Source organism: Winogradskyella psychrotolerans, assembly GCF_018860565.1.
GTDB lineage: Bacteria > Bacteroidota > Bacteroidia > Flavobacteriales > Flavobacteriaceae > Winogradskyella > Winogradskyella damuponensis.
This window is the reverse complement of sequence record NZ_JAHKPS010000025.1, coordinates 92,925-119,855: the sequence shown is the minus strand read 5'-3', so window position 1 is coordinate 119,855 and position 26,931 is coordinate 92,925. Positions and strand designations below refer to the sequence as shown.

The 26,931-nt window shown below is 33.8% G+C and carries 35 protein-coding genes; 15 read left to right on the top strand and 20 right to left on the bottom strand.

Features of this window, described 5'->3' with window-relative positions; translation table 11 throughout:
• Nucleotide 1: 1 nt before the first annotated feature.
• From rpsQ to rpsL, 15 genes are all read right to left on the bottom strand, one after another.
• A complete protein-coding gene (rpsQ, locus tag KO504_RS13420; RefSeq protein WP_092469501.1) occupies nucleotides 2-259 on the bottom strand; it encodes a 30S ribosomal protein S17 in 258 nt (85 codons plus the stop codon).
• A 17-nt stretch (nucleotides 260-276) separates the two neighbouring features.
• The gene (gene rpmC, locus KO504_RS13415; protein ID WP_115818549.1) at nucleotides 277-468 is read right to left on the bottom strand and encodes a 50S ribosomal protein L29; all 192 of its coding nucleotides are present in this window, start codon (nucleotides 466-468) and stop codon (nucleotides 277-279) included.
• A 12-nt stretch (nucleotides 469-480) separates the two neighbouring features.
• The gene (rplP, locus tag KO504_RS13410; protein WP_008269176.1) at nucleotides 481-900 is read right to left on the bottom strand and encodes a 50S ribosomal protein L16; all 420 of its coding nucleotides are present in this window, start codon (nucleotides 898-900) and stop codon (nucleotides 481-483) included.
• Between the two features lie 20 nt (nucleotides 901-920).
• Complete coding sequence (gene rpsC, locus KO504_RS13405; RefSeq protein ID WP_215927679.1) at nucleotides 921-1,637, bottom strand: 30S ribosomal protein S3; 717 nt, start codon at nucleotides 1,635-1,637, stop codon at nucleotides 921-923.
• 9 nt (nucleotides 1,638-1,646) lie between these two features.
• Nucleotides 1,647-2,054 carry a 50S ribosomal protein L22 gene (rplV, locus tag KO504_RS13400; RefSeq protein ID WP_215927677.1) on the bottom strand — a complete coding sequence of 136 codons (408 nt, stop codon included), beginning with the start codon at nucleotides 2,052-2,054 and terminating at the stop codon, nucleotides 1,647-1,649.
• Nucleotides 2,055-2,059: 5 nt separating this feature from the next.
• Nucleotides 2,060-2,338 carry a 30S ribosomal protein S19 gene (gene rpsS / locus KO504_RS13395; RefSeq protein ID WP_008269180.1) on the bottom strand — a complete coding sequence of 93 codons (279 nt, stop codon included), beginning with the start codon at nucleotides 2,336-2,338 and terminating at the stop codon, nucleotides 2,060-2,062.
• 10 nt (nucleotides 2,339-2,348) lie between these two features.
• Nucleotides 2,349-3,176: a 50S ribosomal protein L2 gene (gene rplB, locus KO504_RS13390; RefSeq protein WP_215927675.1), complete on the bottom strand. Its 828-nt coding sequence runs from the start codon at nucleotides 3,174-3,176 to the stop codon at nucleotides 2,349-2,351.
• 12 nt (nucleotides 3,177-3,188) lie between these two features.
• Nucleotides 3,189-3,479 carry a 50S ribosomal protein L23 gene (gene rplW, locus KO504_RS13385; RefSeq protein WP_173302428.1) on the bottom strand — a complete coding sequence of 97 codons (291 nt, stop codon included), beginning with the start codon at nucleotides 3,477-3,479 and terminating at the stop codon, nucleotides 3,189-3,191.
• A gap of 5 nt (nucleotides 3,480-3,484) precedes the next feature.
• A complete protein-coding gene (gene rplD / locus KO504_RS13380) occupies nucleotides 3,485-4,114 on the bottom strand; it encodes a 50S ribosomal protein L4 (RefSeq protein ID WP_215927673.1) in 630 nt (209 codons plus the stop codon).
• A complete protein-coding gene (gene rplC / locus KO504_RS13375) occupies nucleotides 4,114-4,731 on the bottom strand; it encodes a 50S ribosomal protein L3 (protein WP_215927671.1) in 618 nt (205 codons plus the stop codon). Before rplC ends, rplD begins: the two co-directional genes overlap by 1 nt.
• A gap of 26 nt (nucleotides 4,732-4,757) precedes the next feature.
• A complete protein-coding gene (locus KO504_RS13370) occupies nucleotides 4,758-5,273 on the bottom strand; it encodes a hypothetical protein (protein WP_215927669.1) in 516 nt (171 codons plus the stop codon).
• A 106-nt stretch (nucleotides 5,274-5,379) separates the two neighbouring features.
• Nucleotides 5,380-5,685, bottom strand: coding sequence for a 30S ribosomal protein S10 (gene rpsJ / locus KO504_RS13365; protein ID WP_007650482.1), 306 nt, complete (start codon nucleotides 5,683-5,685; stop codon nucleotides 5,380-5,382).
• A gap of 11 nt (nucleotides 5,686-5,696) precedes the next feature.
• Nucleotides 5,697-7,823: an elongation factor G gene (gene fusA, locus KO504_RS13360; protein WP_215927667.1), complete on the bottom strand. Its 2,127-nt coding sequence runs from the start codon at nucleotides 7,821-7,823 to the stop codon at nucleotides 5,697-5,699.
• Nucleotides 7,824-7,826: 3 nt separating this feature from the next.
• The gene (rpsG, locus tag KO504_RS13355) at nucleotides 7,827-8,303 is read right to left on the bottom strand and encodes a 30S ribosomal protein S7 (protein WP_178984421.1); all 477 of its coding nucleotides are present in this window, start codon (nucleotides 8,301-8,303) and stop codon (nucleotides 7,827-7,829) included.
• A gap of 22 nt (nucleotides 8,304-8,325) precedes the next feature.
• Entirely contained in the window at nucleotides 8,326-8,700 is a 375-nt protein-coding gene (rpsL, locus tag KO504_RS13350; protein WP_019386263.1) for a 30S ribosomal protein S12, read from the bottom strand.
• 176 nt (nucleotides 8,701-8,876) lie between these two features.
• On the opposite strand from rpsL, the gene KO504_RS13345 reads away from it, so the two are divergent.
• The 3 genes from KO504_RS13345 (at nucleotide 8,877) to rlmB (ending at nucleotide 13,011) form a co-directional block, all read left to right on the top strand.
• Nucleotides 8,877-10,565 carry a POTRA domain-containing protein gene (locus tag KO504_RS13345; RefSeq protein ID WP_215927665.1) on the top strand — a complete coding sequence of 563 codons (1,689 nt, stop codon included), beginning with the start codon at nucleotides 8,877-8,879 and terminating at the stop codon, nucleotides 10,563-10,565.
• Nucleotides 10,566-10,575: 10 nt separating this feature from the next.
• Entirely contained in the window at nucleotides 10,576-12,207 is a 1,632-nt protein-coding gene (locus KO504_RS13340; RefSeq protein WP_215927664.1) for an aryl-sulfate sulfotransferase, read from the top strand.
• A gap of 69 nt (nucleotides 12,208-12,276) precedes the next feature.
• Nucleotides 12,277-13,011, top strand: coding sequence for a 23S rRNA (guanosine(2251)-2'-O)-methyltransferase RlmB (gene rlmB, locus KO504_RS13335; protein WP_215927663.1), 735 nt, complete (start codon nucleotides 12,277-12,279; stop codon nucleotides 13,009-13,011).
• On the opposite strand, the gene KO504_RS13330 is transcribed toward rlmB, so the two are convergent.
• Nucleotides 13,008-13,778, bottom strand: coding sequence for a rhomboid family intramembrane serine protease (locus KO504_RS13330; protein WP_215927662.1), 771 nt, complete (start codon nucleotides 13,776-13,778; stop codon nucleotides 13,008-13,010). The genes rlmB and KO504_RS13330 overlap by 4 nt on opposite strands.
• A gap of 119 nt (nucleotides 13,779-13,897) precedes the next feature.
• Here KO504_RS13330 and KO504_RS13325 point away from each other — a divergent pair, with 119 nt between their 5' ends.
• Entirely contained in the window at nucleotides 13,898-15,175 is a 1,278-nt protein-coding gene (locus tag KO504_RS13325; RefSeq protein ID WP_215927661.1) for a replication-associated recombination protein A, read from the top strand.
• Nucleotides 15,176-15,179: 4 nt separating this feature from the next.
• On the opposite strand, the gene KO504_RS13320 is transcribed toward KO504_RS13325, so the two are convergent.
• The 4 genes from KO504_RS13320 to radC all read right to left on the bottom strand — a co-directional run bounded on the left by KO504_RS13320 (nucleotide 15,180) and on the right by radC (nucleotide 18,895).
• On the bottom strand, nucleotides 15,180-15,995 hold the full coding sequence (locus KO504_RS13320) for a hypothetical protein (protein WP_215927660.1): 816 nt from the start codon (nucleotides 15,993-15,995) through the stop codon (nucleotides 15,180-15,182).
• Between the two features lie 10 nt (nucleotides 15,996-16,005).
• Entirely contained in the window at nucleotides 16,006-16,692 is a 687-nt protein-coding gene (locus KO504_RS13315; protein WP_215927659.1) for a YjjG family noncanonical pyrimidine nucleotidase, read from the bottom strand.
• Nucleotides 16,689-17,984: a polysaccharide deacetylase family protein gene (locus tag KO504_RS13310; RefSeq protein WP_215927658.1), complete on the bottom strand. Its 1,296-nt coding sequence runs from the start codon at nucleotides 17,982-17,984 to the stop codon at nucleotides 16,689-16,691. Before KO504_RS13310 ends, KO504_RS13315 begins: the two co-directional genes overlap by 4 nt.
• Nucleotides 17,985-18,196: 212 nt before the next feature.
• A complete protein-coding gene (gene radC, locus KO504_RS13305) occupies nucleotides 18,197-18,895 on the bottom strand; it encodes a RadC family protein (protein WP_215927657.1) in 699 nt (232 codons plus the stop codon).
• A 93-nt stretch (nucleotides 18,896-18,988) separates the two neighbouring features.
• On the opposite strand from radC, the gene KO504_RS13300 reads away from it, so the two are divergent.
• The 11 genes from KO504_RS13300 (at nucleotide 18,989) to KO504_RS13250 (ending at nucleotide 26,923) form a co-directional block, all read left to right on the top strand.
• Complete coding sequence (locus KO504_RS13300; RefSeq protein ID WP_252723694.1) at nucleotides 18,989-19,576, top strand: FMN-binding negative transcriptional regulator; 588 nt, start codon at nucleotides 18,989-18,991, stop codon at nucleotides 19,574-19,576.
• A gap of 10 nt (nucleotides 19,577-19,586) precedes the next feature.
• On the top strand, nucleotides 19,587-19,994 hold the full coding sequence (locus KO504_RS13295; RefSeq protein ID WP_215927655.1) for a hypothetical protein: 408 nt from the start codon (nucleotides 19,587-19,589) through the stop codon (nucleotides 19,992-19,994).
• A 75-nt stretch (nucleotides 19,995-20,069) separates the two neighbouring features.
• Nucleotides 20,070-20,957: a dienelactone hydrolase family protein gene (locus KO504_RS13290; RefSeq protein ID WP_215927653.1), complete on the top strand. Its 888-nt coding sequence runs from the start codon at nucleotides 20,070-20,072 to the stop codon at nucleotides 20,955-20,957.
• Between the two features lie 87 nt (nucleotides 20,958-21,044).
• Nucleotides 21,045-21,989 (top strand): tRNA dihydrouridine synthase, encoded by a 945-nt coding sequence (locus KO504_RS13285; RefSeq protein ID WP_215927652.1) that lies wholly within the window; start codon nucleotides 21,045-21,047, stop codon nucleotides 21,987-21,989.
• 131 nt (nucleotides 21,990-22,120) lie between these two features.
• On the top strand, nucleotides 22,121-22,681 hold the full coding sequence (locus KO504_RS13280; RefSeq protein ID WP_215927650.1) for a hypothetical protein: 561 nt from the start codon (nucleotides 22,121-22,123) through the stop codon (nucleotides 22,679-22,681).
• Nucleotides 22,678-23,121, top strand: coding sequence for a hypothetical protein (locus KO504_RS13275; RefSeq protein ID WP_215927648.1), 444 nt, complete (start codon nucleotides 22,678-22,680; stop codon nucleotides 23,119-23,121). Before KO504_RS13280 ends, KO504_RS13275 begins: the two co-directional genes overlap by 4 nt.
• Before the next feature lie 183 nt (nucleotides 23,122-23,304).
• The gene (locus KO504_RS13270; protein ID WP_215927646.1) at nucleotides 23,305-23,802 is read left to right on the top strand and encodes a hypothetical protein; all 498 of its coding nucleotides are present in this window, start codon (nucleotides 23,305-23,307) and stop codon (nucleotides 23,800-23,802) included.
• The gene (locus KO504_RS13265; protein ID WP_215927644.1) at nucleotides 23,795-23,932 is read left to right on the top strand and encodes a hypothetical protein; all 138 of its coding nucleotides are present in this window, start codon (nucleotides 23,795-23,797) and stop codon (nucleotides 23,930-23,932) included. Before KO504_RS13270 ends, KO504_RS13265 begins: the two co-directional genes overlap by 8 nt.
• 213 nt (nucleotides 23,933-24,145) lie before the next feature.
• Entirely contained in the window at nucleotides 24,146-25,990 is a 1,845-nt protein-coding gene (locus KO504_RS13260; RefSeq protein WP_215927642.1) for a cystathionine beta-synthase, read from the top strand.
• A 339-nt stretch (nucleotides 25,991-26,329) separates the two neighbouring features.
• On the top strand, nucleotides 26,330-26,635 hold the full coding sequence (locus tag KO504_RS13255) for an ArsR/SmtB family transcription factor (protein ID WP_179340008.1): 306 nt from the start codon (nucleotides 26,330-26,332) through the stop codon (nucleotides 26,633-26,635).
• A 51-nt stretch (nucleotides 26,636-26,686) separates the two neighbouring features.
• Complete coding sequence (locus tag KO504_RS13250; protein ID WP_215927640.1) at nucleotides 26,687-26,923, top strand: thioredoxin family protein; 237 nt, start codon at nucleotides 26,687-26,689, stop codon at nucleotides 26,921-26,923.
• Nucleotides 26,924-26,931: the final 8 nt, after the last annotated feature.

Genomic DNA, 26,931 nt, shown 5'->3' with positions numbered 1-26,931 from the left:
ATTACTTCGCTCTTTCAATTATTTCTACTAATCTCCAACATTTAGATTTACTTAAAGGTCGTGTTTCCATGATCTTTACAGTATCTCCTTCGTTGCAGTCATTTGTCTCATCGTGTGCGACATATTTCTTTGTCTTTAACACGAATTTTCCATACATAGGGTGTTTTACTTTCTTAACTTCAGCAACAACAATAGATTTCTCCATTTTGTTACTCGTTACGATCCCTATACGTTCTTTTCTTAAGTTTCTTTTTTCCATCTTTCAGCAGAATACAATTATTGTACGTCTCTTTTAGTTAGTTCTGTTGCCACTCTAGCTACTGTGCGACGTGCAACGCGTAACTGAATTGGGTTGTCTAAAGGAGAAATAGTATGAGCCATTTTTAGGTCCGTATAACTCTTTTTAGATTCACTAAGTTTCTCTTGTAACTCAGCTGTTGAAAGCTGTTTAATTTCTGATTGCTTCATAATATCTTTCTATTAAGCTTCGTAATCTCTAGCTATGATAAACTTAGTTTTTACCGGAAGTTTCTGTGCTGCTAAACGTAAAGCTTCTTGAGCTACGTCTAATGGCACTCCACTTATTTCAAATAACATACGTCCTGGTTTTACAACGGCTGCCCAATATTCTACACCACCTTTACCTTTACCCATACGTACTTCAAGAGGTTTCTTTGTGATCGGCTTGTCTGGAAAAATTTTAATCCATAACGATCCTTCTCTTTTCATATAACGAGTAGCTGCAATACGCGCTGCTTCTATTTGACGTGCAGTTATAAAAGTTGACTCTAATGATTTAATACCGAAAGTACCATTTGATAACAAATGACCTCTTCCCGCATTTCCTTTCATACGTCCTTTTTGCTGCTTACGAAATTTTGTTCTTTTAGGCTGTAACATTTTGTCTTTTCTTTAAAAAATTACTTTCTACGACGAGATTGGTTCTTGTTTCCACCACGTCCACCTTTACCTTTTTGTTTAGATAAGCCAACTAGTGGTGATAATTCTCTTTTACCATACACTTCGCCTTTCATTATCCAAACTTTGATGCCCAATCTACCATAAGTAGTATGTGCTTCTACTAGAGCATAATCAATATCAGCTCTAAATGTAGATAAAGGAATACGTCCTTCTTTGTAGTGTTCAGAACGTGCCATTTCAGCACCATTTAAACGACCACTAATTTGAATTTTGATTCCTTCTGCATTCATACGAATAGCAGCTGCGATAGCCATTTTTATAGCACGTCTATAAGAAATTCTACTTTCTATTTGACGAGCTACACTTGCTGCTACTAAATAAGCATCTAGTTCAGGTCTTTTGATTTCAAAGATGTTCAATTGAACTTCTTTACCAGTAATTTTCTTAAGCTCTTCTTTTAACTTATCTACCTCTTGGCCACCTTTTCCGATAATAATACCAGGTCTAGCAGTAGTGATAGTAACGGTTACAAGTTTAAGCGTACGCTCAATAATTACTCTACTTACACTAGCTTTAGATAAACGCGCGTGAACGTATTTTCTAATCTTATCGTCTTCGGCAAGCTTATCACCATAATCGTTTCCTCCGTACCAGTTAGATTCCCATCCTCTGATAATTCCTAAGCGATTTCCGATTGGATTTGTCTTTTGTCCCATATCTCTATCTTAGCTTTGTGTTTTATTTATTGCATCTACAACCACTGTTACGTGATTAGATCTTTTTCTTATTCTGTGTGCTCTACCTTGAGGTGCTGGACGCAATCTCTTTAACATAGAACCACCATCTACTCTAATTTCTTTGATAAACAATTTAGCTTCTTCAACATCAGCGTCTTCGTTTTTAGCTTGCCAATTTGCAATTGCAGATATTACAAGTTTCTCTAAACGACGAGATGCTTCTTTTTGACTAAATCTAAGAATCTGAAGAGCTTTATCTGCCTTCTCACCTCTAATTAAATCCGCAACTAAACGCATTTTTCTTGGTGATGTAGGACAGTTATTTAGCTTAGCAAAAGCAACCTGCTTTTTCTCAGCCTTAATAGCTTCCGCCATTTGTTTTTTACGACTTCCCATGATTCTTATTTTTTACCTTTATTCTTAGCACCTGCATGACCTCTAAAAGATCGTGTTGGTGAAAATTCTCCTAATTTGTGACCTACCATATTCTCAGTAACATAAACTGGAACAAATTGACGACCATTGTGAACTGCTATAGTCTGACCAACGAAATCTGGAGAAATCATTGATGCTCTAGACCAAGTTTTAATTACCGTCTTTTTGTTTGAAGCTACATTTTCTGCAACTTTCTTTTCTAGCTTATAGTGGATATAAGGTCCTTTCTTTAATGAACGTGCCATACTATCTTAATTATTTCTTTCTACGTTCTACAATATACTTATTACTCGCCTTTGTCTTAGAACGCGTTCTAAATCCTTTAGCAGGAATACCGTTTCTATTTCTTGGATGACCACCTGAAGATTTACCTTCACCACCACCCATTGGGTGATCGACTGGGTTCATCACTACTGGTCTTACTCTTGGACGTCTTCCTAACCATCTACTTCTACCTGCTTTACCAGATACTAATAATTGATGATCTGAATTTGAAATCGCTCCAATTGTAGCCATACATGTCACTAGAATCATTCTAGTTTCACCAGACGGTAACTTTACTGTAGCAAACTTATCACCTCTTGCCATTAATTGAGCAAATGCACCAGCACTACGAGCCATTACAGCTCCTTGTCCAGGACGTAACTCAATACAAGAAATAATTGTTCCTAATGGTATTTCACTTAAAGGCATTGCGTTTCCAATTTCTGGAGCGATACCTGTTTCACCAGACACTATATTTTGCCCTACTTGTAAACCATTTTGAGCGATAACATAACGTTTCTCACCATCTTGGTAGTTTAATAGCGCAATAAATGCTGTTCTGTTTGGATCGTATTCAATTGTTTTAACTTCCGCTGGAACTCCAGTTTTGTTACGTTTGAAATCGATAATACGATAACGTTTCTTATGACCTCCACCTAATTGGCGCATGGTCATTTTTCCTTGACTGTTTCTACCACCAGATCTCTTTTTCGGAGCAAGCAAGCTTTTCTCCGGCTTATCAGTAGTAATGGCGTCAAATCCATTTACTACTCTAAATCGCTGACCTGATGTGATCGGTTTTAATTTTCTTACTGACATTAATGTCTAAAATTACATGTTAGTGTATAAATCTATTACTTCACCTTCCGCCAGTTGTACAATTGCCTTTTTAACAGCATTTGTTTTACCATGTTGAATACCAGTCTTTGTGTGACGTGTTCTTCTTTCTGGACGGACATTTATTGTACGAACTTTTTCAACAGAAACTCCATAAGCAGCTTCCACCGCTTTTTTGATTTCTACCTTGTTCGCCTTTGTATTCACTTCAAATGCATATGCATTTAACAACTCACTTTGCATGGTTGCTTTTTCTGTGATGATAGGTTTTATTAAGATACTCATCTGTTCTATTTACTTAAATTCGATTCAATTCCTTCTAATGCACTCTCAATTAGAATAACTTTATTAGCATTCATAATTTTATAAGTGCTTAATTCTGAAGTCTTTATAACTTCAGACCCTTTAAAATTGCGTGATGACAAATATACATTATTATTTGTTTCACCCAACACAATAAGAGATTTTTTGTTTTCTACCTCTAAAGCCTTTAATACATTGACAAAGTTTTTAGTCTTTGGAGCATCAAAACTGAAGTCTTCCATTACTAAAATTGATTTGTCATTTGCCTTAATACTTAATGCAGATTTACGTGCTAATCGTTTTACGTTTTTGTTTAATTTAAAACCGTAATTTCTTGGTCTAGGACCAAACATACGACCACCACCTCTAAATACACCAGATTTAATACTACCTGCTCTTGCAGTACCAGTACCTTTCTGTTTTTTTATCTTACGTGTACTTCCAGAGATATCTGCTCTTTCTTTAGCCTTATGTGTACCTTGTCTTTGATTTGCTAAGTATTGCTTAACATCTAAATAGACAGCGTGATTATTAGGCTCTATAGCGAACACTTCTTTAGAAAGCTCAGCTTTTCTTCCAGTGTCTTTTCCGTTTATATCTAAAACTGCTACCTTCATTACTTCTGAATAATTACATAAGAGTTTTTATGACCAGGAACACATCCTTTAACCACAAGTAAGTTCTTTTCTGGAACTACTTTGTAAACTCTTAAATTTTGAACTTTTACTGTTTCACCACCCATTCTTCCGGCCATCTTCATTCCTTTGAATACTCTCGCAGGATAAGAAGCTGCACCAATAGAACCTGGAGCTCTTAAACGGTTATGTTGACCATGCGTTGCTTGACCTACACCTCCGAATCCGTGACGTTTTACTACACCTTGAAAACCTTTACCTTTTGAAGTACCTGCGACATCCACAAATTCTCCTTCAGTAAATTGCTCTACAGTGATTGCATCACCTAATTTGTACTCCTCATCAAAACCTTTGAATTCAACAACTTTGCGTTTTACAGAAGTACCCGCTTTTTTAGCATGACCTAAGTCTGCTTTAGTAGCGCTTTTTTCTGTCGCGTCATCGAAACCTAATTGAAGGGCAGAATAACCATCCACTTCTTCAGTTCTGACTTGGGTAACGATACATGGTCCAGCTTCGATTACTGTACAAGGAATGTTCTTCCCATTTTCATCGAAAATGCTGGTCATACCGATTTTTTTTCCAATTAACCCAGACATAATTATTATTTATTTGTTATTATTATTTATTTACTAAACTTTGCTGTAAACTGAACTGAAGTATCATTTCCAGAATCAGCACTTGTATGGAAATAACTTGTATAAATTAAAGTTATTTCATTTCCACTAATAGCTAAAATATTTTGCTCTTCATCAATAGTAGAAATTAAACTTCCGTCTTCTACTGTATAAGTTCCAGATTCAGTATAACTCTGACATTCTACTAATTCTAAATCTAATTCTACTCCTTCAGGACCAGATGAAACCGTTGCTGGTTGGTACACTGAAAAGTCATCCATATTGATGGTAATAGTATTATCTGTAAGTACTATTTTAAAATCACAATTGATGAGATCAATAATATCTTCTGTAGTAAAAGTTCCATTAGCATCAGCATCTATAGTAGAGCTTGGCACTAAACTATCTAATGTATATGTTCCTGAAACCGATAAACCTCCATCATTAGAATTATCATCGTCACTGCTACAAGAAAAACTAAATACTACTGCTAATAAAAGAATATATTTATTTATTTTTTTCATTTTATCTTTTTTTTTATAAATATTCAAGGCTGAAATACGTTTCAGCCTTGAATTGTATTTTTACCGTTTTTCCCTCGCTCGCAGCTTAGGACATGTTACTGTGTAATTACACTTTGATCTCTACTTCTACTCCACTTGGTAATTCAAGTTTCATTAAAGCGTCAATTGTCTTAGAAGACGAAGAGTAAATATCTAAAAGTCTCTTATAAGAGCTTAATTGAAATTGTTCTCTAGACTTCTTGTTTACGTGTGGTGAACGTAATACAGTGAAAATCTTTTTGTGTGTTGGTAAAGGAATTGGTCCTGTTACTACTGCACCTGTACTTTTTACTGTTTTTACAATCTTATCAGCAGATTTATCTACTAAATTGTGATCGTAAGACTTTAATTTTATTCTGATTTTTTGACTCATTTTCTTAAGATTTACGATTCAATTCCTTTAGCAGCCTTAATCACCTCTTCTGACACATTAGAAGGCGTTTCAGCATAGTGTGAAAATTCCATTGTTGATGTTGCTCTACCTGAAGATAAAGTTCTTAATGTTGTAACATAACCAAACATTTCAGAAAGCGGTACTGTAGCTTTAATTGTCTTTGCACCTGCACGGTCTCCCATACCTTCCATCATACCACGTCTTCTATTTAAATCACCTACAATATCACCCATGTTTTCTTCTGGTGTAATCACCTCAAGTTTCATGATAGGCTCCATAATAACCGCTTTTGCTGCTTTTGCTGAATTTTTAAACCCAAGTTTTGCTGCTAATTCGAACGATAATTGATCCGAATCCACATCGTGATAAGAACCATCTTTCAATGTTACTTTCATTGCATCAACTTCAAAACCTGCTAATGGTCCATTTTGCATCGCCATTTTAAATCCTTTTTCAATTGATGGAATAAATTCTTTAGGAACGTTACCACCTTTGATTACAGATTCAAATTGCAACCCTACAACACCTTCGTCTGCTGGCTCAATCGTAAATACGATATCAGCAAATTTACCACGACCACCAGATTGTTTTTTATAAACTTCTCTATGATTTGCTGAAGCTGTAATTGCTTCTTTATATTCAACTTGTGGTTGACCTTGGTTAACCTCAACTTTAAATTCTCTTTTTAGACGATCTACAATAATATCTAAGTGAAGCTCACCCATTCCAGAAATGATTGTCTGTCCTGAAGCTTCATCAGTTCTTGCTGTAAATGTTGGATCTTCTTCAGCTAATTTAGCTAAAGCCATACCTAACTTATCAACATCTGCTTTAGTCTTAGGCTCTACTGCAATACCAATTACTGGATCAGGGAAGTCCATAGATTCTAAAACAATAGGATGTTTTTCATCAGACATAGTATCACCAGTCTTAATATCTTTAAACCCTACAGCGGCTCCAATATCTCCTGCTTCGATAAAATCGATAGCATTTTGCTTGTTAGAGTGCATTTGATAGATACGTGAGATACGTTCTTTTTTACCTGAACGGTTGTTTAATATATAAGAACCTGCATCTAAACGACCTGAATATGCTCTAAAGAAAGCTAAACGACCTACAAAAGGATCTGTTGCAATCTTAAATGCTAAAGCTGAAAAAGGTTCATTTACACTAGGCTTACGTCTTTCTTCTTTATCAGTATCTGGATTTGTTCCTACAACACTTTCTCTATCTAAAGGAGAAGGCAAATAACGACAAACAGCATCTAATAAGAACTGAACACCTTTATTTTTAAATGAAGAACCACATACCATAGGTATAATAGCCATATCCATTACAGCAGCTCTAAGTGCAGCGTGCACTTCATCTTCTGTAATAGAATCTTCATCTTCCATGAATTTCTCTAATAAGTTCTCATCATAACCCGCTACCTCTTCAATAAGTAATGCACGGTATTTACGAGCTTCTTCTTTTAAATTATCAGGAATCTCAATAACATCAAAAGTAGAACCATAGTTATCATCATGCCATACAATAGCTCTGTTTTTAACTAAATCGATTATACCTTTAAATTCATCTTCATCACCAATGTTTAAAACGATTGGCACAGCGTTAGACTTCAACATGTCTTTTACCTGCTGACAAACACCTAAAAAGTCAGATCCTTGACGGTCCATTTTGTTAACGAAACCAATTCTTGGAACTTTATAGTTATCAGCTAGCCTCCAGTTAGTTTCAGATTGTGGCTCAACACCATCAACCGCACTAAATAAGAATACTAAACCATCTAATACACGTAATGAACGGTTAACTTCAACCGTAAAATCTACGTGACCAGGAGTATCAATAATATTAAAATGGTAATCTTGAGCTTCTGCTGTTGGCTCACCATTTTCTTTTGGGAATGTCCAATCACATGTAGTTGCAGCAGACGTAATTGTAATACCTCTTTCCGCTTCTTGTTCCATCCAGTCCATTGTAGAAGCACCATCATGCACTTCTCCAATTTTATGAGAAACTCCCGTATAAAAAAGGATACGCTCTGTTGTTGTTGTTTTACCAGCATCAATATGAGCCGCAATTCCTATATTTCTTGTAAGTTTTAAATCTCTTGCCATTTCTTAAAATCTAAAGTGTGAGAATGCTTTATTTGCTTCTGCCATCTTATGCGTGTCAGTTCTTTTCTTAACCGCCGCTCCTTCTTCTTTAGCTGCAGCTAATACTTCCGCTGCTAAACGTTGCGCCATAGATTTTTCATTTCTCTTACGTGAAAAGCTAATTAACCATTTCATCGCAGTTGAAACCTTACGGTCTGGACGAATTTGCATTGGAATCTGGAATGTAGCACCACCAACACGACGACTACGTACTTCTACGTGAGGCATCACATTTGATAAAGCTTCTTTCCAAATCTCTAAAGCTGTTTTTTCGTCATCATTCTTTTTCTCTTCAACAATATCAATTGCATCATAGAATACTTTAAAAGCTACAGACTTCTTACCATCCCACATCATCATGTTAACAAAACGTGTTACTAACTGATCATTAAATCTTGGATCTGGTAAAAGCGGTCTCTTTTTTGCTGCTCTTTTTCTCATGTCTTCTTCTTAAAGTTTTTAATTACTTCTTAGGGCGTTTTGCACCATACTTAGATCTACGTTGTGTTCTTCCTGATACACCTGCTGTATCTAAAGCACCACGAACGATGTGATATCTAACTCCTGGTAAATCTTTTACCCTTCCACCTCTAACCAATACTATCGAGTGCTCTTGTAAATTGTGACCTTCTCCACCAATGTATGCATTTACTTCGTTTCCGTTTGTTAAACGAACCCTTGCTACCTTACGCATTGCTGAGTTAGGTTTCTTAGGTGTCGTTGTATAAACACGAGTACATACACCACGTCTTTGAGGACACGAATCTAAAGCAGCCGATTTACTCTTCTTGGTTATTTTGGCTCTTCCTTTTCGTACTAATTGTGAAATTGTTGGCATATATTTCTATATAAAATTTTATTAATCCTCACTTTTGAGGGGTGCAAATGTAGTAATTAATATCTATTATTCAAACACTTGAGAATTAATTTTTAAAAGAAATATGAACTTTCATTTCATTCGTATATAATATGACTTATTTTTACGTTACATAAGAGTTACTCTATTTAGTGTCCATGCCGTTTTACAGCCGTTTTCTTTTTTTTCTTATTCTTCTAGTTTTTTCAAATCTAGGCACTTCTCAATCTATCAATTTAAAAGTTATTGGAGAAAACGAAGTTTCAACGGCAACTATTGACTCTCTAGGTTATCAAAAGAGCTTCAATAATTACAAAAATTTAGAACTTGAAATTAACAATCTAAAAACTAAGCTGATTAAAAATGGCTATATTGATACTACTATTAAAAGTATTACTAAACAAAACGACTCTCTTTTTAAGGCACAACTAATAATGGGTAAACAGATAGATCGAATTAGAATCTATTACCCTTCGGATTTTAATACTGAATATTTAAACCTTATTCATCAATCAAAAGACAATAATTACTTTGAACTCAGAATAACTGAGCTAGAAACCTATTTAAAAAACTTAAATTCTACAATTGCCGAACAAGGTGATCCGTTTTCAACTTTACAGCTTATTAATATTTCTAAATTAGAATCTGATTTAATTTCAGCCGACTTAAAAATTGTAACGAACCAAAAAAGACGAATTGATAAGATTATTGTAAAAGGCTATGAGAAGTTTCCGAAATCTTACTTAAAACGTTTCTTAAAGTTACGAACAGGAAAGTCTTTCAACCTAAATGCTATTAAAGAAAAAATTGAACTATTAAACGACTTACGATTTGCTAATAAAATAAAAGACCCAGAAGTGCTTTTTACCCAAGATTCTACAACACTATATATATATGTAGAAAAAACAAAGACAAACAACTTCGATGGCTTCCTTGGCTTTGGCACTAACGAAAACACTAATAAGATTGAATTTGATGGTTATTTAGATTTACGACTGATTAACAATCTTAACTACGGAGAGACCTTAAATCTTTTTTATAAAAGCGATGAGATAGATCAACAAACAATTAATGTAGATGCTGATTTACCTTATCTATTTAGCTCTCCTATTGGGTTACAAGTTGGCCTTAATATTTTTAGAAAAGACTCTACCTTTTTAACTGCTAAGCAATACGCAAAAATTAATTATCAAATTAATGCCCAGCATAAAATTGGAATAGGAATTAATACTACAAATTCAACAAACTTATTAGATGACGACACTGATATTTTAAACGATTACACATCTAATTATTATACATTACACTACAATTATACAAAACCTCAATTCTCTGATCCTTTATTTCCTATTAACTTTTGGTTGGATGCCTCTTCTGGCTTCGGAAACAGAGATAACAACTTAGGCACGCAAAAACAAAGTGTATTTAACATAGATGCTTACAAGATATTTAATCTTAATAATAAGAACAGTTTTTATGCACGTTTAAATGGAGCAACACTTATTTCAGACGATTATTTAGATAATGAATTATTTCGTTTTGGCGGTATCAATTCTATTCGTGGATTTGAAGAAAATAGTTTGGTTGCCAATCTCTACGGAGTTCTAAGTACCGAATACAGATATCGTTTAAGTAATGATATTTATGTACATTCGGTTTTAGATGCTGCCTATTTTGAAAATAGACTTACAAATAGTAAAGAAAAACTATTTGGTTTTGGGTTTGGACTAGGCCTACTTACCAATGCTGGCCTTTTTCGTTTAAATTATTCTAGCGGAAAAACAGAAAACAGACAATTTAAATTATCAGATTCTAAAATACATATTAGCTTAACTGCAACCTTTTAAAGAAAAACTCATGTTAAAAAAAATAATTTTCACACTCTTAATTACAATTAACGTTTCTTATTCCCAAAACACTATTGGTACAACACTTATTTCTGAAGGTGTTGCAGATGGCTACACCTTTTTTAGTGCTTTTACGGGAACTTACTTAATTAATAATTGTGGAGAAATCATAAATCAGTGGTCTAGTGAGTTTCCTCCTGGCAATGCTGTTCATTTATTAGAAAATGGAAATATTTTAAGAGCTGGTAGAACTGAAAGTAGTGATATTGTTTTTGGCGGACAAGGTGGCGTTATAGAACTATTTGATTGGGAGGGCAACCTCACTTGGCAATATTTTTATGACAATTCGACAATGCGACAACACCATGATGTATTCCCTATGCCTAACGGAAATGTTCTTATTCTTGCAGTAACTAAGATTACTAATTCTGAAGCTCTACAACTAGGACGCAACCCATCACTTCTAAATGAAGACATTTTATACAATGAACAAATTATAGAAGTTACTCCTGTTGGCGAGAACAGTGCTGAAATTGTATGGAAATGGAACATCATGGACCATGTTATTCAGGATTTTGATGACGAAAAAGACAATTTTGGTGATATAGCCTTACATCCCGAAAAATTAAATATCAACTTTTTAAATGGAGGTGAAGGAGGTGCCAATTGGCTTCATTTTAATTCAATAAATTACAATCCTATTTTAGATCAGATTATAATAAGCTCTAGAAATTTAAGTGAATTTTATATTATAGATCACTCTACTACAACTGAAAAAGCAGCTACAGGCGAAGGAGGTATCTATAATAAAGGAGGCGATTTTCTATACCGCTGGGGAAACCCTCAAGCCTATAATCAAGGTGACGAATCAGACCGACAACTTTACGGACAACACTCTCCTCACTTTATTAAACCTGGCTTATTAGATGAAAATAAAATTTTATTATTTAATAATGGTAGAGGAAGGTTACCCTTATTTTCTGAAGCTTATATTGTGAACCCTGAAACCGATAGCCCTGGAGTATATTCTTATGACACAGGAAGTGCATATGGCCCTATATCTCCAGATTATACTTACGGAAGCTCTACGGGCGCTTTAAACTTCTACTCTGGTATACTAAGCAGTGCACAGCGTTTACCAAACGGAAATACTCTAATTTGCGAAGGAATCAATGGTCGCTTCTTTGAAATCACAATGACAGAAGAAGTTGTATGGGAATATATAACTCCAATAAATACTTCTAATGGAAATATCATTTCACAAGGAACCAACCCTTCCACCTATTCTAATACCAGTTTTAGAGCACAAAAATATCATATAGATTATCCCGCTTTTACAAATAGAGATTTAACACCAAGCGCTCCAATTGAATTAAATTCAAATATAACGGCATGTGAAAATTTAAGTGTTTCCAATTATGAAACACTAATAACCAAAGTGTACCCTAATCCTACAAGCGGATCCTTAAAAATAATATCAGAATTAACTATTGATAAAATTGACGTTTATAATGTTATTGGAAAAAAAATCTATACAACTACATCTAACACTATTGATTTATATAACCAGCCAAACGGCATCTATTTTTTACAGATTTATTCAGACACCAATATTATAAGTAAAAAGGTGGCAAAAAACTAAGTTAACAAACTTGAATTAATTTGATAAACCATCTCAATTTCCGGATGGTTTTTTTTATACCTTTGCAGCATGAAGAACGAAACTACAATCTTTGGAATTAGAGCAATTATTGAGGCCATAAAATCTGGTGAAACCATAGATAAGGTTTTTATGCAGAAAGGACTTCATGGTGAATTGTTCCAAGAATTAGAACTTGCTATTCGTACTGAAGGCATTAATTCTTCTTACGTTCCTATTGAAAAATTAAATCGTCTAACTCGAGGTAATCATCAAGGAGCTGTAGCACTAATATCTCCAATTGCTTTTCATGATATTGACGACTTAGTAATGAGTGTTATTGAATCTGGAAAAACACCTTTATTTTTATTATTAGACCAATTAAGTGATGTAAGAAATTTTGGTGCCATTGTTCGTACTGCAGAATGTACAGGAGTCAATGGTATTATTATTCAGAAAAAAGGAGGAGCACCTATTAATGGAGATACTATAAAAACAAGTGCTGGAGCTATTTTTAAAATGCCTATTTGTAAAGTAGACCATATTAAAGATGCCGTTTTCCATATGCAGTCTTCAGGAATAAAGGTTATTGCAGCTACTGAAAAAGCAGACAATTATTTATATGATGTCTCTTTTAAAGAACCATGTGCTATAATTATGGGTTCTGAAGGCCGAGGAATTAATCCTTCTGTTTTAAAAGTCGTAGACGACCAAGCAAAACTTCCTATACTAGGCGAAATAGAATCTTTAAATGTTTCTGTGGCTTGTGGTGCTTTTTTATATGAAGCCGTTAGACAACGCCGTTAATCTTCATTTTTTTTGAATGTATATTTGATACTGATTCTATTGTGATTATTTGAGGGCTTTTGATTATCCTCAATTTCAGATTCAACTTCTATATCTTCTTCAGGTTGAAGCTCAATAAAGTTTCCGTTTTCATCAAAGTGTTTCATAAACGGATCATCCTCTTCATTATAATCTGGTTCTTCCCATTTATAACGGTCTGGTTTTGCAACTTGTTTTCTAAAAACTAATGCAAACACCAAGCCTGTAATTAATCCACTTAAATGCCCTTCCCAAGACATACCACTTTTAATAGGAAACACATACCAAATCATGCTTCCGTAAAGAAAAATAACGACCAGAGACAAAGCAATTAATCTATAATGTTTGGCAAAAATCCCTTTAAAAAACATAAAACTAACCAACACATAAACTAAACCACTTGCTCCAATATGATTTCCATTATTAGCAATGACCCATGTTAAAAGTCCTGATAATAAAATGCCAAAGCCTAGTACTTTCCATGCTATTTTATTGTAGAAATAAAACAGGGCTACACTGAGTACAAAAAGAGGAATAGAATTGTTATAAATATGATTAATGTCTCCGTGTAGAAATGGACTTGTTACAATTCCTATAAGTCCGTCAATCTTTTGAGGTCTTATTCCAAGAGCTTTTATACCACTATCTATTCTTACTTGATACCAAAACACCAACCAAATACTGAACAAAATCATCAAAGGGTAGACAATAATACTATTAGAATATTTAAAATGTTGATGTTTGCTCATGTTATAAATCTCTTTCAATTTTGTAGCCAAAATAGGATAGTCTGCAAAATTGGCAGAAAAAGGTATTTTAAGATGAAATTAAATTAATACATCACAAAAGCATTTTGTAATTTTGAATTATGAATATTCCATTAGCAGAACGCCTTAGGCCAAAAACACTAAACGATTATTTAAGTCAACAACATCTAGTTGGCAAAGACGGCGTGCTTTATCAGCAAATTAAAAACGGTGTAATTCCTTCACTTATACTTTGGGGACCTCCAGGTATTGGAAAAACGACACTTGCTAATATTATTGCCAATGAATCTGAACGTCCGTTTTTTAAATTAAGTGCCATCAATTCTGGGGTAAAAGACATCAGAGAAGTTATTGATAAAGCAAAAAAAAGTGGTGGTATGTTTACCACAAAAAACCCTATTTTGTTTATTGATGAGATTCATCGTTTTAGTAAATCGCAACAAGATTCACTTTTAGAAGCTGTAGAAAGAGGCTGGATTACCTTAATAGGTGCAACTACCGAAAATCCAAGTTTTGAAGTTATCTCTGCATTACTTTCTAGATGCCAAGTTTACATTTTAAATGCATTTAGCAAAACAGATTTAGAAGATTTACTTCAACGCGCAATGACTGAAGACTCTAAACTTTCTAAATTAAATATTGAATTAAAAGAGACAGAAGCACTACTTCGATTGTCTGGTGGTGATGCTAGAAAACTGCTAAATATTTTTGAACTATTAGTTGCTTCATTTGAAGGTGAAGACATTATTATCACTAATGATTTAGTGATGAAACAAATCCAAAACAAATCTGCTCGATACGACAAAACAGGAGAGCAGCATTACGATATTGTTTCGGCATTTATAAAATCCATTCGCGGAAGCGACCCAAATGCTGCTGTGTATTATTTGGCACGAATGATTGAAGGAGGCGAAGATGTAAAATTTATTGCAAGACGACTCTTAATTCTCGCTAGTGAGGACATTGGAAATGCTAATCCAACGGCTTTAGTTATTGCAAATAATACCTTTCAGGCGGTTTCTGTAATTGGCAATCCAGAATCTCGAATTATTTTAAGCCAGTGTGTCACTTATTTAGCCAGTTCGGCAAAAAGCAATGCAGCATACGAAGCTATAAACAAAGCCCAACAATTAGTAAAAGACACTGGTGATTTATCGGTTCCAATAGCAATGAGAAACGCTCCTACCAAACTAATGAAAGAATTGGGTTATGGAGATCAATATAAATATTCGCACAGTTACGAAAACAACTTTGCAGCTCAAGAATTTTTACCACAAGAAATTGCCAATACAAAACTATATAATCCAGGAAATAATGCTCGTGAACAAGCACAGCGAAATTATTTAAAAATGCTTTGGAAAGATAAATATGGTTATTAGTGGTTTAGAACTTAATGTTCATTGCTGTTTTATCACCTAGTTCTCCATTGTTTTCAGAATAGTACCAAAATCCGTCTTCTTTAAAAACAATGGCACTCTTCCCTTTAACAATAAATACATTTTCTGCTGCAGTGCTCAGTAAAATCATAACAATTTTTGGTTCTGAATTTACCAATTGAAAACCGTTTTTAATTTCTTGGGCATAATGTAAATCTGAAAAATCATGCGTTGTAGAAACTACTTCTGTTTTAACACTTTCTACTTCTTCAGTTTTAGTTGTTTCAACAATTTTATTTTCTGGTGTTGCTACTTTAATAGTACTTTCATTTACACTTCCCGTTTCAGCACCTACAGGCTTAACCATTACGTCTGCTTTAGGAACATATTTATAATTAAAATTTTGGAAGGTTACAAAAGCATCTCTCAAAGCTAGGTTATATGCTTTTTTATATTCTTTTACTCGCGACTCTCCTATTTGAGATGTCATAACGGTAACGCCGTAACAATCTTTTAGCGAAATTAACAGCTTTGTTTTAAATATTCCACCTCTTTCTTTAGTTACTTCAGCGGTTAATGCCAAACAGTGATTCTTTTTTAAATCCTCTGGGAATTCATCAACGTCACCTGCAAAAAAGGCCTCATAACCATATTTGTTAAATAGAAATTTCGTTAGAGAATTTAATTGATATTGGTCTTCTGTATTAAAAAAATCAAACTTCTGAGGTACAATAATATACTTGTAATCATTTATACTTTTTTGAGCTACACCATACCAACTCACAAGCATAAATAAAACTAAAATTACTATTTTCTTTGACATATTATTTTTTTTAAAGGTGATTAACAAGCGTTTTTAAATTGGTTATGCGTTTATATTTATGATTATTATGGGTATCCTTATAATCAAAATGAATGGTATCCATACCTATATTATGAGCTCCCTCAATATCTGCTTCTAGACTGTCTCCAATCATAACACTTTCGTGAGGTTTAGCCTTTGCCCAATCTAACGCAAAATTAAAAATTTTAGGGTTTGGCTTTTTCACTCCTACCATTTCAGAGTTTGTAACTGTTTTAAAATACGGTTTAATATTTGAAGTGGTCATTTTTTTATCCTGAGCTTCTTCAAATCCATTAGTAATAATATGAAGCTGGTATTTATCCTTCAGATAATTTAGAATTTCAAAAGTCCCATCAAACAAATGATTAAAAGTTGAAAGATGATCTATATAACTTTCAGACAAATGGTATATCATTTCGTCTTCAACTTTGACTCCTATTTTATCAAAAGTTTCTCGTAATCTCCGATACCGTAAGTTTGATTTTGTTACTTTTTCTTCTCTATATAATTTCCAATATTTAAAATTTATAGGTTCATAAACTCTTAAAAAATCATCGAGATTTACTTTAATAGTATTCAGCTTAAATATCTTTTCAAACGTTAACCCTGAATTTTTATCAAAATCCCAAAGGGTATGATCTAAATCGAAAAACACATGTTTTATTTCGTTTTTCATTCTGATGATTCTAATATTAAATTAAATAGTGATTTAAAACCTTTCCAGCGGTCAAGATCACTAAAGCTATAATTATGAAACACAGCAACAAAAGTACCATTCACGGCTTTAACTTCGTTAATTAACTTTTGTAAATGCTCTGTTTTGTCGAGCTCTGAATTGTATTTTAACAATGCATAATCTAAACACTGATACGGATTAATTTGCAACGGTGTTTGCACTTCGTAATCTAAATCGTAAAACTGAAATGGTGTACACGTACCTGCTCTAAAACCTAAGGTATCAATATAACCCATTGTAAAATCTTGATTAATTTCTAATTCTACTAAATTACGATAAGACGTAGGCAAATTGAGTTTAGAAAACGAATGGCGAACCGCTTTTAAATCGGTATGTGTAATTCCTTCCATTCTAATCTTTTCTGTTTTAAGTGTCTTGATATTATTTAAAGAAAAATATGATGCTTTTATTCCAACATCGCAATAATCTGCAACCGATTTTATTAAGGAGACAAATGATTTTCTATTAGTGCTTATGTTTTTATCGTAGGTTGAATAATCTCCTATTAAAAACAATACTATAAATTTAAAATCGTATTTTTTTTGTTTTCTAATTATCCACTTAAAAGTATCATAAGGATCGCGTTTAAAACCCATTAAAACTAAATAACGCGTATACGTTTGTTTCAATTTAAAACGTCCGAGGTCGTTTAAAGTTCCTCCAATAGTTCGCAATAACCCTTTATGTTTAAAGTAGTAAGCCATGGGTACATCTATCACTGGCTTAACGTTATATTTACGTGTTGTAAATTTGTAATCTGGAAACCGCTCTTGCAAAACAGCTTGAAGCTTATAAGCCCAAATATCTACAACAGGTTGGTTAATAAACTTATGCTGAGACGCTAAACTTTCGGATGCTAAAAACCGACCATAATCATCCTTAACATGTGGTAAATATTCTTCGTATCTACTCAATAAATAAAAAGAGGCGGCAAAAATATCGAATGGTAAATCGCTTCGATCTCCTGTAGAGAAAAATCCTTTTGTGTTTTCCCATTGCTGTACGCTAATATCAATATCTGACAGCCCTGTTTCAAACAACAAATTATTGCTTCTTACAAACAACTCATGACTTAAAGGTTGTCTTGCGTAAGACATTTTAAGACTATCGTGTGCTATAAAATCTTCAACTTTAGACGTAAAACCAATCTCTAAACCTAAAATTCGTTTACATATATGCTTAAACGTATAAGTAACGCGAGGTGTGATTTTATGTGTATAAACGAGTAGCATAAGGCATTGCGGATTCCAAAAGTTAAAAATAACAAATTCCAACTCTAATTGCCCTAATTATATTGGTAATCCTAATTGACTTTTATTTAAAAAATTTTGATTTGGCTTTGGGAAGTTAATTTATAGCTAGGGCAAATTCCAAATTAAAAACAATAAATTCTATAGCTTTTCAAAATAATATGAGATTTAAGATTTCTAAGTTTTAGAATTTCTTAAAGACTATTTTCATCTGCGAAACTATAATAAGCATTTTCAGTAATGATTAGATGGTCTAAAACCGAAATATCTAAACTCTGAGCTGCCACTTTTAACTTTTGAGTTATCGCTTTGTCTGCTTGACTTGGTTTTAAAGTCCCTGAAGGATGATTATGACACAATATTAAGGCTACAGCTCCAACTTCTAATGCATTTTTGAGTACCAAACGCACATCCACTAAAGTGCCTGTAATACCACCTTTACTTAATTGGTTTTTCTGAATGACTTTATTCGAATTATTGAGATATAAGATCCAGAATTCCTCATGCGGTAAATCTCCAATAACAGGTTGCATGACATCAAAAACCGAACGACTCGATGTTATTTTATCTAATTGAAGCGCGTCTTCTAAGCGACGACGACGTCCTAATTCTAATGCCGCAGCAATAGTTATCGCTTTGGCTTCACCAATACCTTTAAACTCCATTAATTGTGCAATAGATAATTTACCTAAAGCATTTAAGTTGTTACCTACACTCGCAAAAATACGTTTACATAATGCTACAGCACTTTCTTCTCTGTTGCCAGAACCAATTAAAATGGCTATTAATTCAGCATCACTCAAAGACGTTTTCCCTCTGTCTCTAAGCTTTTCTCTTGGCTGATCGTCTTGTGACCAATTTTTAATTGAAAATGAAGTTAACTTCTTTGCCATGCATTAAAGATAAAAAAATTGTAAATTTAAGCGTCTATAAATGTTGAAGTAATTTAATAATCAATAGACGTAAATCTTAAAATCACAAACCTATTGTATCCTCCACAACATCACCAAGATAATGACACCAATCACATGGTTGACGTTATAAAAACCTATCCTTTAGCAACGGTTATTTCTGTACAAAACAATCAACCCGTAATTACACATTTACCTTTAATTTATAAAGAGGGCAAACTCATTGGCCATATTGATATAAACAATCCGCAAGCTAAATTATTAAAGGACAATAAGGAGGTTACTCTCATTTTTGCAGGACCAGAATGTTATATTTCGCCTAGTATTTATTCTACATCACAACTTCCTACGTGGAATTATATTAAAGTACATCTAAAAGGTAAAGTAAAAGCTATAGAAAGTAAAGCGGCTCTAAAACAATCCTTAATTTTAATGACTGAATTTTTAGAAGCACCAGACCATAAATACGTTTTAGACCCCAACCATCCGCGTTTAGACAAAAACCTTAATTATATTGAAATGTTTGAAATTACGATTACCAATTGGGAAGGTAAATTTAAACTCTCTCAAGACAAAAAACCAAGCGATATCAAAGCGGCTCGAGAAGAATTAATTAGAGCCAATCAAGAAAGTATTACTCAATTTTTAAATAAAATATTCTAAACAAAAACCAATGAAGTATCTATTTACATTATTTATTATTCCTACACTTTTATTAAATACCACAACTAATACAAACGACTTTATTGGCAAATGGAAAGGTGAAGACAAGAATGAGATTGGCTATATTATTTTTGATGATGAAGGTTATGCCTCTTTTGAAATTAATGGACAAACTATTGGTGGTAAAGAATTCTTTATGAATGGTAAAAAAGGAAAAATGACTTACACCATTAATTACGACACTAATCCAATTGAAGTTGATTTTACTATGACAAAAATAGAATCTGGTGAATCAAAGAAAATGTTAGGCATCGCAGAATTTACAGATGAAGACACTTTAAAATTTAATATAAATTTTGATGCAGCAAGACCCACTGAATTTGATGACGACTCTATTATCTTAACACGTGTTAAATAATTATAAAATACGGATTTGCGTTTTCAAAATTTGTAATTTAATCAATTGATTATCCATGATATAAAACAGTGACTTATGAAAGACTTAAAAAAAGAAGACATTAAACAAGACGTTTTCGATTTATACGATGATTACGCACATAACAAACTCAACCGAAGACAGTTTGTAGAAAAACTATCTTTATACGCTGTTGGCGGAGTTACACTATCATCATTATTAAGTTTTATGTCGCCAGATTATATCACTAATTTAATGGTACAACCAGATGATCCAAGCTTAGATTCAGATTATATAACTTATGAATCTCCTAAAGGAGGCGGCACTATAAAGGGCTTATTATCACAACCAAAGGACAACAAAACCAAATTACCTGGAGTTATTGTGGTGCATGAAAACAGAGGCCTAAATCCATATATAGAAGATGTAGGCAGACGCACCGCAAAAGCAGGTTTTATCTCATTGGCGCCAGATGCTTTGAGTCCGCTTGGCGGCTATCCAGGCAATGACGACGATGGAAGAACAATGCAAAAAACACGTAACCAGCAGGAAATGCTCGAAGATTTTATTGCAGCCTATCATCACCTTAAAAATCACGACAACTGCGATGGCAATGTTGGTGTCGTTGGCTTTTGTTTTGGAGGTTGGATTTCTAATATGATGGCTGTTCGTTTACCTAACTTAGGCGCTGCAGTGCCGTATTATGGTCGACAACCAGAAGCTGAAGATGCTGTAAAGATTAAAGCGCCACTCCTACTCCAATATGGCGAATTAGATACCAGAGTTAATGCAGGTTGGCCTGCTTTTGAAAAAATATTAAAAGTCAATGATATTGAATATACAGCTTATATCTATCCTGAAGTGAATCATGGTTTTCATAATAACACGACACCAAGATATGATAAAGCAGCAGCTACTTTATCTTGGGAACGTACCATTGCTTTTTTTAAGAAACACTTAAAATAAAGAACCTCTTACATTCATCAATATAATCAGTTAGTTTTTTGTTATTTAGCAGTCGTATAAAAACGCAACCTAAAAACACAAAACGAAATGCCGCTTACGTTATTATCTTCACCTCTACAAGGGTTTACAGACTTCCGATTTCGGAATGCCTTTAACCACTATTTTGGAGGCATTGACACGTTTTATGCTCCTTATATTCGATTTAATAAGAAATTAATAATCAAAAATTCTTATCAAATAGATTTGCAACTGGAAAATAATACTGACCTCGAAGTCATTCCACAAATTATGACCAATAGCGCTGATGAGTTTTTATTCGTGGTTGATTACATTCAGGAATTAGGCTATAAAGAGTTGAACTGGAATTTAGGTTGTCCCTATCCAATGGTAACGAATCGTGGTATGGGTTCTGGATTGATTTGCGACCCAGAAAAAATCAATCATATTCTTGAGCGTGTTCATAAAGAAACTGACATTGTGGTCTCTATGAAAATGCGAATGGGCTACGAACATCCGGAAGAAATTTTAGACACCTTCCCTATTTTAGATGCTTATCCGCTAAAGAATATTGCCATTCATGCACGTATTGGCAAACAACTCTATAAAGGAGGCGTCAATCTTGAGGCTTTCGAAAAGTGTATAGAAAGCACCAAACACAAATTGTATTACAATGGAGACATTACCACTGTTACTAAGCTGAAAGAAATGCAAACTCGTTTTCCTAGTATCGATCATTTTATGATTGGCAGAGGATTAATTGCTGATCCGTTTTTACCAAGCATGATAAAAAACGACACGACTGAATATCCAGAAAACCGATGGGACATTTTTAGAGAATTTCACGACACTATTTATCAGCAATACGATGCAGCGCTTTCTGGACCAACTCCTATAAAAATGAAAATGCAAGGTTTTTGGGAATACTTTGCGCAGTCGTTTTCTAATCCACAAAAAACCTTTAAGAAAATAAAAAAAGCCAATAATCCAAGAGCATACCAACAAGCCGTTACTGAAATATTAAAAAACAGATAAGTTTAAGTCTTATTAATTTAACCCTAAATTTCTACGTTACAATTTGCCTCTTAAAAATTTTCTTAGACCTTTGCATCTTCTAATACTGAGTTATCAAACTTAGCCCCAAAGCAAAAAACTAAAATTTCTTAATGAGGAAACATAAAGCCATTCGATTTTTAATGGTCGCTACTGTTTTATTTACACAGGTTACCTTTTTAACCATGATTGTAAACGCGCATTACGAAACCAACGCAGCCATAATTATAGCGGCACTTGTTATTATGCTCACTATCGTTTTTGGCTATCGCTACTTAGATTTACACCACGAGGATTACGCCTATGAAAAAATATCAGTCGTCATTTGGGTACCTATTGGAGCCGTATTGTGTTACCTCTTAAATATCCATGGAGGCTTTGGAAGTATTTTAGCCATGGGAATTGTTGGAACATTAGCGGCATTTATACCGTCTTTAAATAAAAAATCGAACTACTTACAACAACTCCCAGCAAGCATCTATTGTGGTGCTTTTGTTGGGATGTCTAGTGTCGCAACCACTCCATCTATTGGTTTTGTTCTTGCAGCAGGCACTTTGGCTGGCTTGTTTTTTATGATGTCTAAAAACTTATTTCTCGGTGTTGGCGGAAAACTAGGCACCATGGCATTTGCTGGTGTGATTACAGCAACGCTAATTTATTCATTCATAGCATGAATACATTTATCCTCATCATCACCGGAATTTTAGGCGCCACACTCACTTACTTTGTTAGCGAACACTTACGACTTGGCGCTGTAAAAGCTTCTGCTTTACTCTCACTCATTGTAGGATTATTTTTTTATGCCTTTCCTAACGTACTCAATGGCTATTTAACAGAACACCTCCCTATTGTATTTGTTGGCACCTCGTTTATAGGTATGGTATCTTCTAAAACCTTAAAAAGTTACACCTTACTTGCTATAGCAGGAGCGCTATTTACGGCTATTTATATTACTAAAAACCATGTCTTTGATGGTTATGGAGGTGCACTTGGCGCACTCGCTTTTATTGCCTTGCTGACTACTATGGGTTTTGCTTTTGTGATATCTAACTCAACTAAGGTTAAGCGTAAGATTACTTTGGTTTGGCAGAGGGTTTTTAGTTCTAGGGAATAGGTTTTTATTTTTTGTTGGCCTGAACTATTGATGTATCAATAGAACTTGAGTTTTTCGTTTTACAGGTTTTAAAACCTCCTATTAACAACACCTAAACAATTAAAAACCAAATTGTTAATAATTCTTTACAATGTTTAATTAATTAGTTCTTATTTATTACTTTCAACTTTGTACTTTTATTTTATGACAAATAAAGTATGGTATGAACTGACAAATATCAAGTATGGAGAAATATACTTGACTAAATATCTTGGACTTCAAAGAACATTAAAAAAGACTTTTCAAATATTGACTTTACTCGTTTCTTTAAGTGGAATATTAGGTTGGAAATATTTTGAATCATATGTCTGGGTTGCTTTTATATTAATAGCTTTAGTTCAACTCTTACTATTAGTTGAAAATCAGATAATAAGATCTGACAAGGAAATTGATGAAATTTCTAACTTGAGAATGATGTATACAAAATATTTCAATAAGCTTGAAGTACTGTGGACAAAGCATCAATATGACCAATTAAAGAAAAAGAAAGTTATGCAAGAATACTTCGATCTTCGTCAGTCATACTGGGAAAAAATTGAAGAGCTTGATTGTAAATTAAACATAAAGCGCTATAAAACGCTAATGGAATATACAGAAATAGAAACAAATCATTACTTAAATAAATATCATAAAAATGGCTAAGCAAAACAAATCAAATTCAATTCCAGAAGGAAGACCTTTGAACAATCCTGGAAGTAATAAAATAATTATAATAGGTCAGATCCCAACAATGAAAAACCCACCGCCTCCTCCACCTAAAATTAAAGATTAAATACAACAGGAAAATATTTCGAAAAATTGATATTGAATTAATAAAAGTTGAATATAATGTTGGCTTAATTTATCCATGTTTTTTCTAACTCAATCAACCATAGTTCCCAAAACTAATTAAAATTAGTTTTTAAACCTCATATCAAAACGTCTTGTTAAACCTTTCTCATCCGTCTAATTAATCCATATTTTTGCATATTGAAAATTGAGAATTATGCAAGACAATAAAACCCTAAATTACATAAAAGACGTATTAAAAAATAGGCCTAACGATTGGTTAAACCTAACCACACATCGTTTAGATATTTACAACGAGAAACTAGCTAAAACACAGTTTTTAAATGCGTTTGAGAACCTATATAAAAACAATAATTCAGAACCTTCAGCATTAAGCGAATTACCAACCGCTTACGATTACATTCGTTTAGGGCATCCGCTATCTTGTATTCTAGAATGGGGAATTGCGAATTTAAACAACATTAAAGCAGACCATGTGATTAGTTTTTCGTCACAAACCATTCCTGTATTATCTATTTTAAGAACAAATTTATTAGAAAACAAAAAGACCCAAATAGTATATACAGGCGACCTTCCAGAATTTTTCGATGCTGAGATCATCAAGCAGGTCTATGGTTATCATTTCGATGTCATAAAAGTGGATAGTGCAGATGCTATTTTAGAGTTTAAAGGCAGTACTGTTTTTATCTCGCAGCAAGAGGATATTTCACATCTTGAGGACAATGTAAACATTGATTTTTATATCAATCTTCACGGACACCTTGGAAGTGTACTCATAGTGAATGGCAGTCACAACGATCATTATATTTCAGATATTCAGCATGTGAGACGTCGCGAAACGATTGCGATGACTCCATCGAATTGCTTAGTGGCTTTAAAAGCCTTAACAGCACATACTGCAATTACTAATTTAGACCATCATTTTGAAGCCAATAAAGCAAGCGTTTTAAACTCCATTAAGGAGATTAATGGCACAACGTCTCAGCCTTTAGTCGGTTCTAGCGGATTGTCGGTGCAGTATGCCATTATGATGGGCTTGGTGGACTATGCCTTAGAACACCATAAAGGCAAAGCGATTAAATTTGTGGTACCTCCAAATTGTTATGGAGGCACCAATGACCAAGCCAGACGTGTGGCTGCCTGTTTAGATAATGTGGAAGTGGTAGATTTACCTGTAGATGGTGATAATGATATGGTGCAAAGTATCCATACCGTTTTAGATAAAATTGCGCACGACGATGCGATTCCGTATATCATTGCAGAAATCCCAACCAATCCACGTGTTGAAGTTCCGGATTTACAAAAATTAAAAGAAGCGTTGAGTGAAGAACGTAAAACGGCTTCTGGAGACATCGCGATTGATCCTGTGTTTATATTAGACCAAACCTTTTGTCCTAATGTGCACTTTTTAGGGGAAGGTGAAATATTATCTACAATGCGTACGATTTCTTATGCGAGTGGTTCTAAATTCCCAAGTGGTGGAAAATGTACAGCGGGTTATATTGCAGGAAATGCAAAAGTAGATGACTTAATGGAAAAAATAGCATTGCATTTGACGCTTTGCGATAATGACGCGACTGCACTTCAATACGAGATTTTGGCTAAGCAATTACCATCCATGAATCAGCGTATTGCGGAGGCTTATAAAAATACACGTGAGTTTGTGAATTTTATTCATGACACTTTACCAGAAGCTAAAATCAATTTTGTTTCAGAAGAATTGGCAGCACAAGGATTTACTCCTTCGGTGTTTTCATTAGACCTTCCTACAAAAGGAAACACTCCTGAAGAAAAAGAAGCCTACAAACGTGCTTTAAATCATAGATTAATCAATTTAATGATTACCGAAATCCCTAACGAAAGCAAGTATTGCGTGAGTTACGGACAATTAAAAGGCTGCTATTGGACGATTCCGGCAACCTCAACACAAGGCACTACTAAAGAAGGTGACAAAGATTATATTGCACGTGTGTCCTTATCTCCAGATATGGATTTAGAAAAGCATAAAGCGGTGTTTTTGGAATTTGTTTCTAAAATTTAAGAATCACTGAACCTGTCCTAGCACATCATTTCTAGTGTTTATTGATTTGAAGTGCAACAAAGAATACGTGAATGTATCGAGAACTAATAGATTGACTAAAGGTTCTCGGTACATTTTTTTTTAAACTAAATTATTCACGAGTTGTTATTCTGAGGGAAGTATAACCGAAGAAGCTGTATCTACTATTAACATCTTGGCTAATTGAAATGCTTCGCTCTACTCAGAATGACAGCAGTACTCAAAAGATACTTTCCCCTTAAAAAATATCCAAAAATTAAGCTAATGTGACAAATGTCACATTTTAACCCAAAAACCAATCGTAAATTTGCGATAAGAGCTATGAAAAGAAGTTTAGAAACTATAGAATATAAAGAAAATACCGAAGCCTTAGCCAAATTCGCTAAAGCCTTAGGCCATCCAACACGGATTGCCATATTGAAACATCTCGAAAGTCAATCGTGTTGTTTCACAGGAGATTTGGTTGATGTCTTTCCGTTGGCACAATCTACAGTATCTCAGCATTTAAAGGAATTGAAAAATGCTGGTTTAATTCAAGGAGAATTAAAACCACCAAAAATAAAGTACTGTATTAATCAAGACAATTGGAAGATTGCAAAATCATTATTTCAAGATTTTTTTGATTGATATTTTTTCTAAAAATCAATCGCCTATTGGCGATAAACAAATAACTGTATTATGAGTAAAGTAATTAAAATACTAGGAACCGGATGCCCAAAATGTAAATCGATGACCAATGTAGTTAAAGACGTCGTTAAAGAACACAACATTGATGCTACTATTGACAAAGTTGAAGATATCATGGAAATTATGAAATTTAACATTATGACGACTCCTGCTTTAGTCATCGATGATGTAATTACCATAAAAGGTAGAGTGCCTTCAAAAGACGAGGTATTGAAACTTTTAAATTAAAATGAACG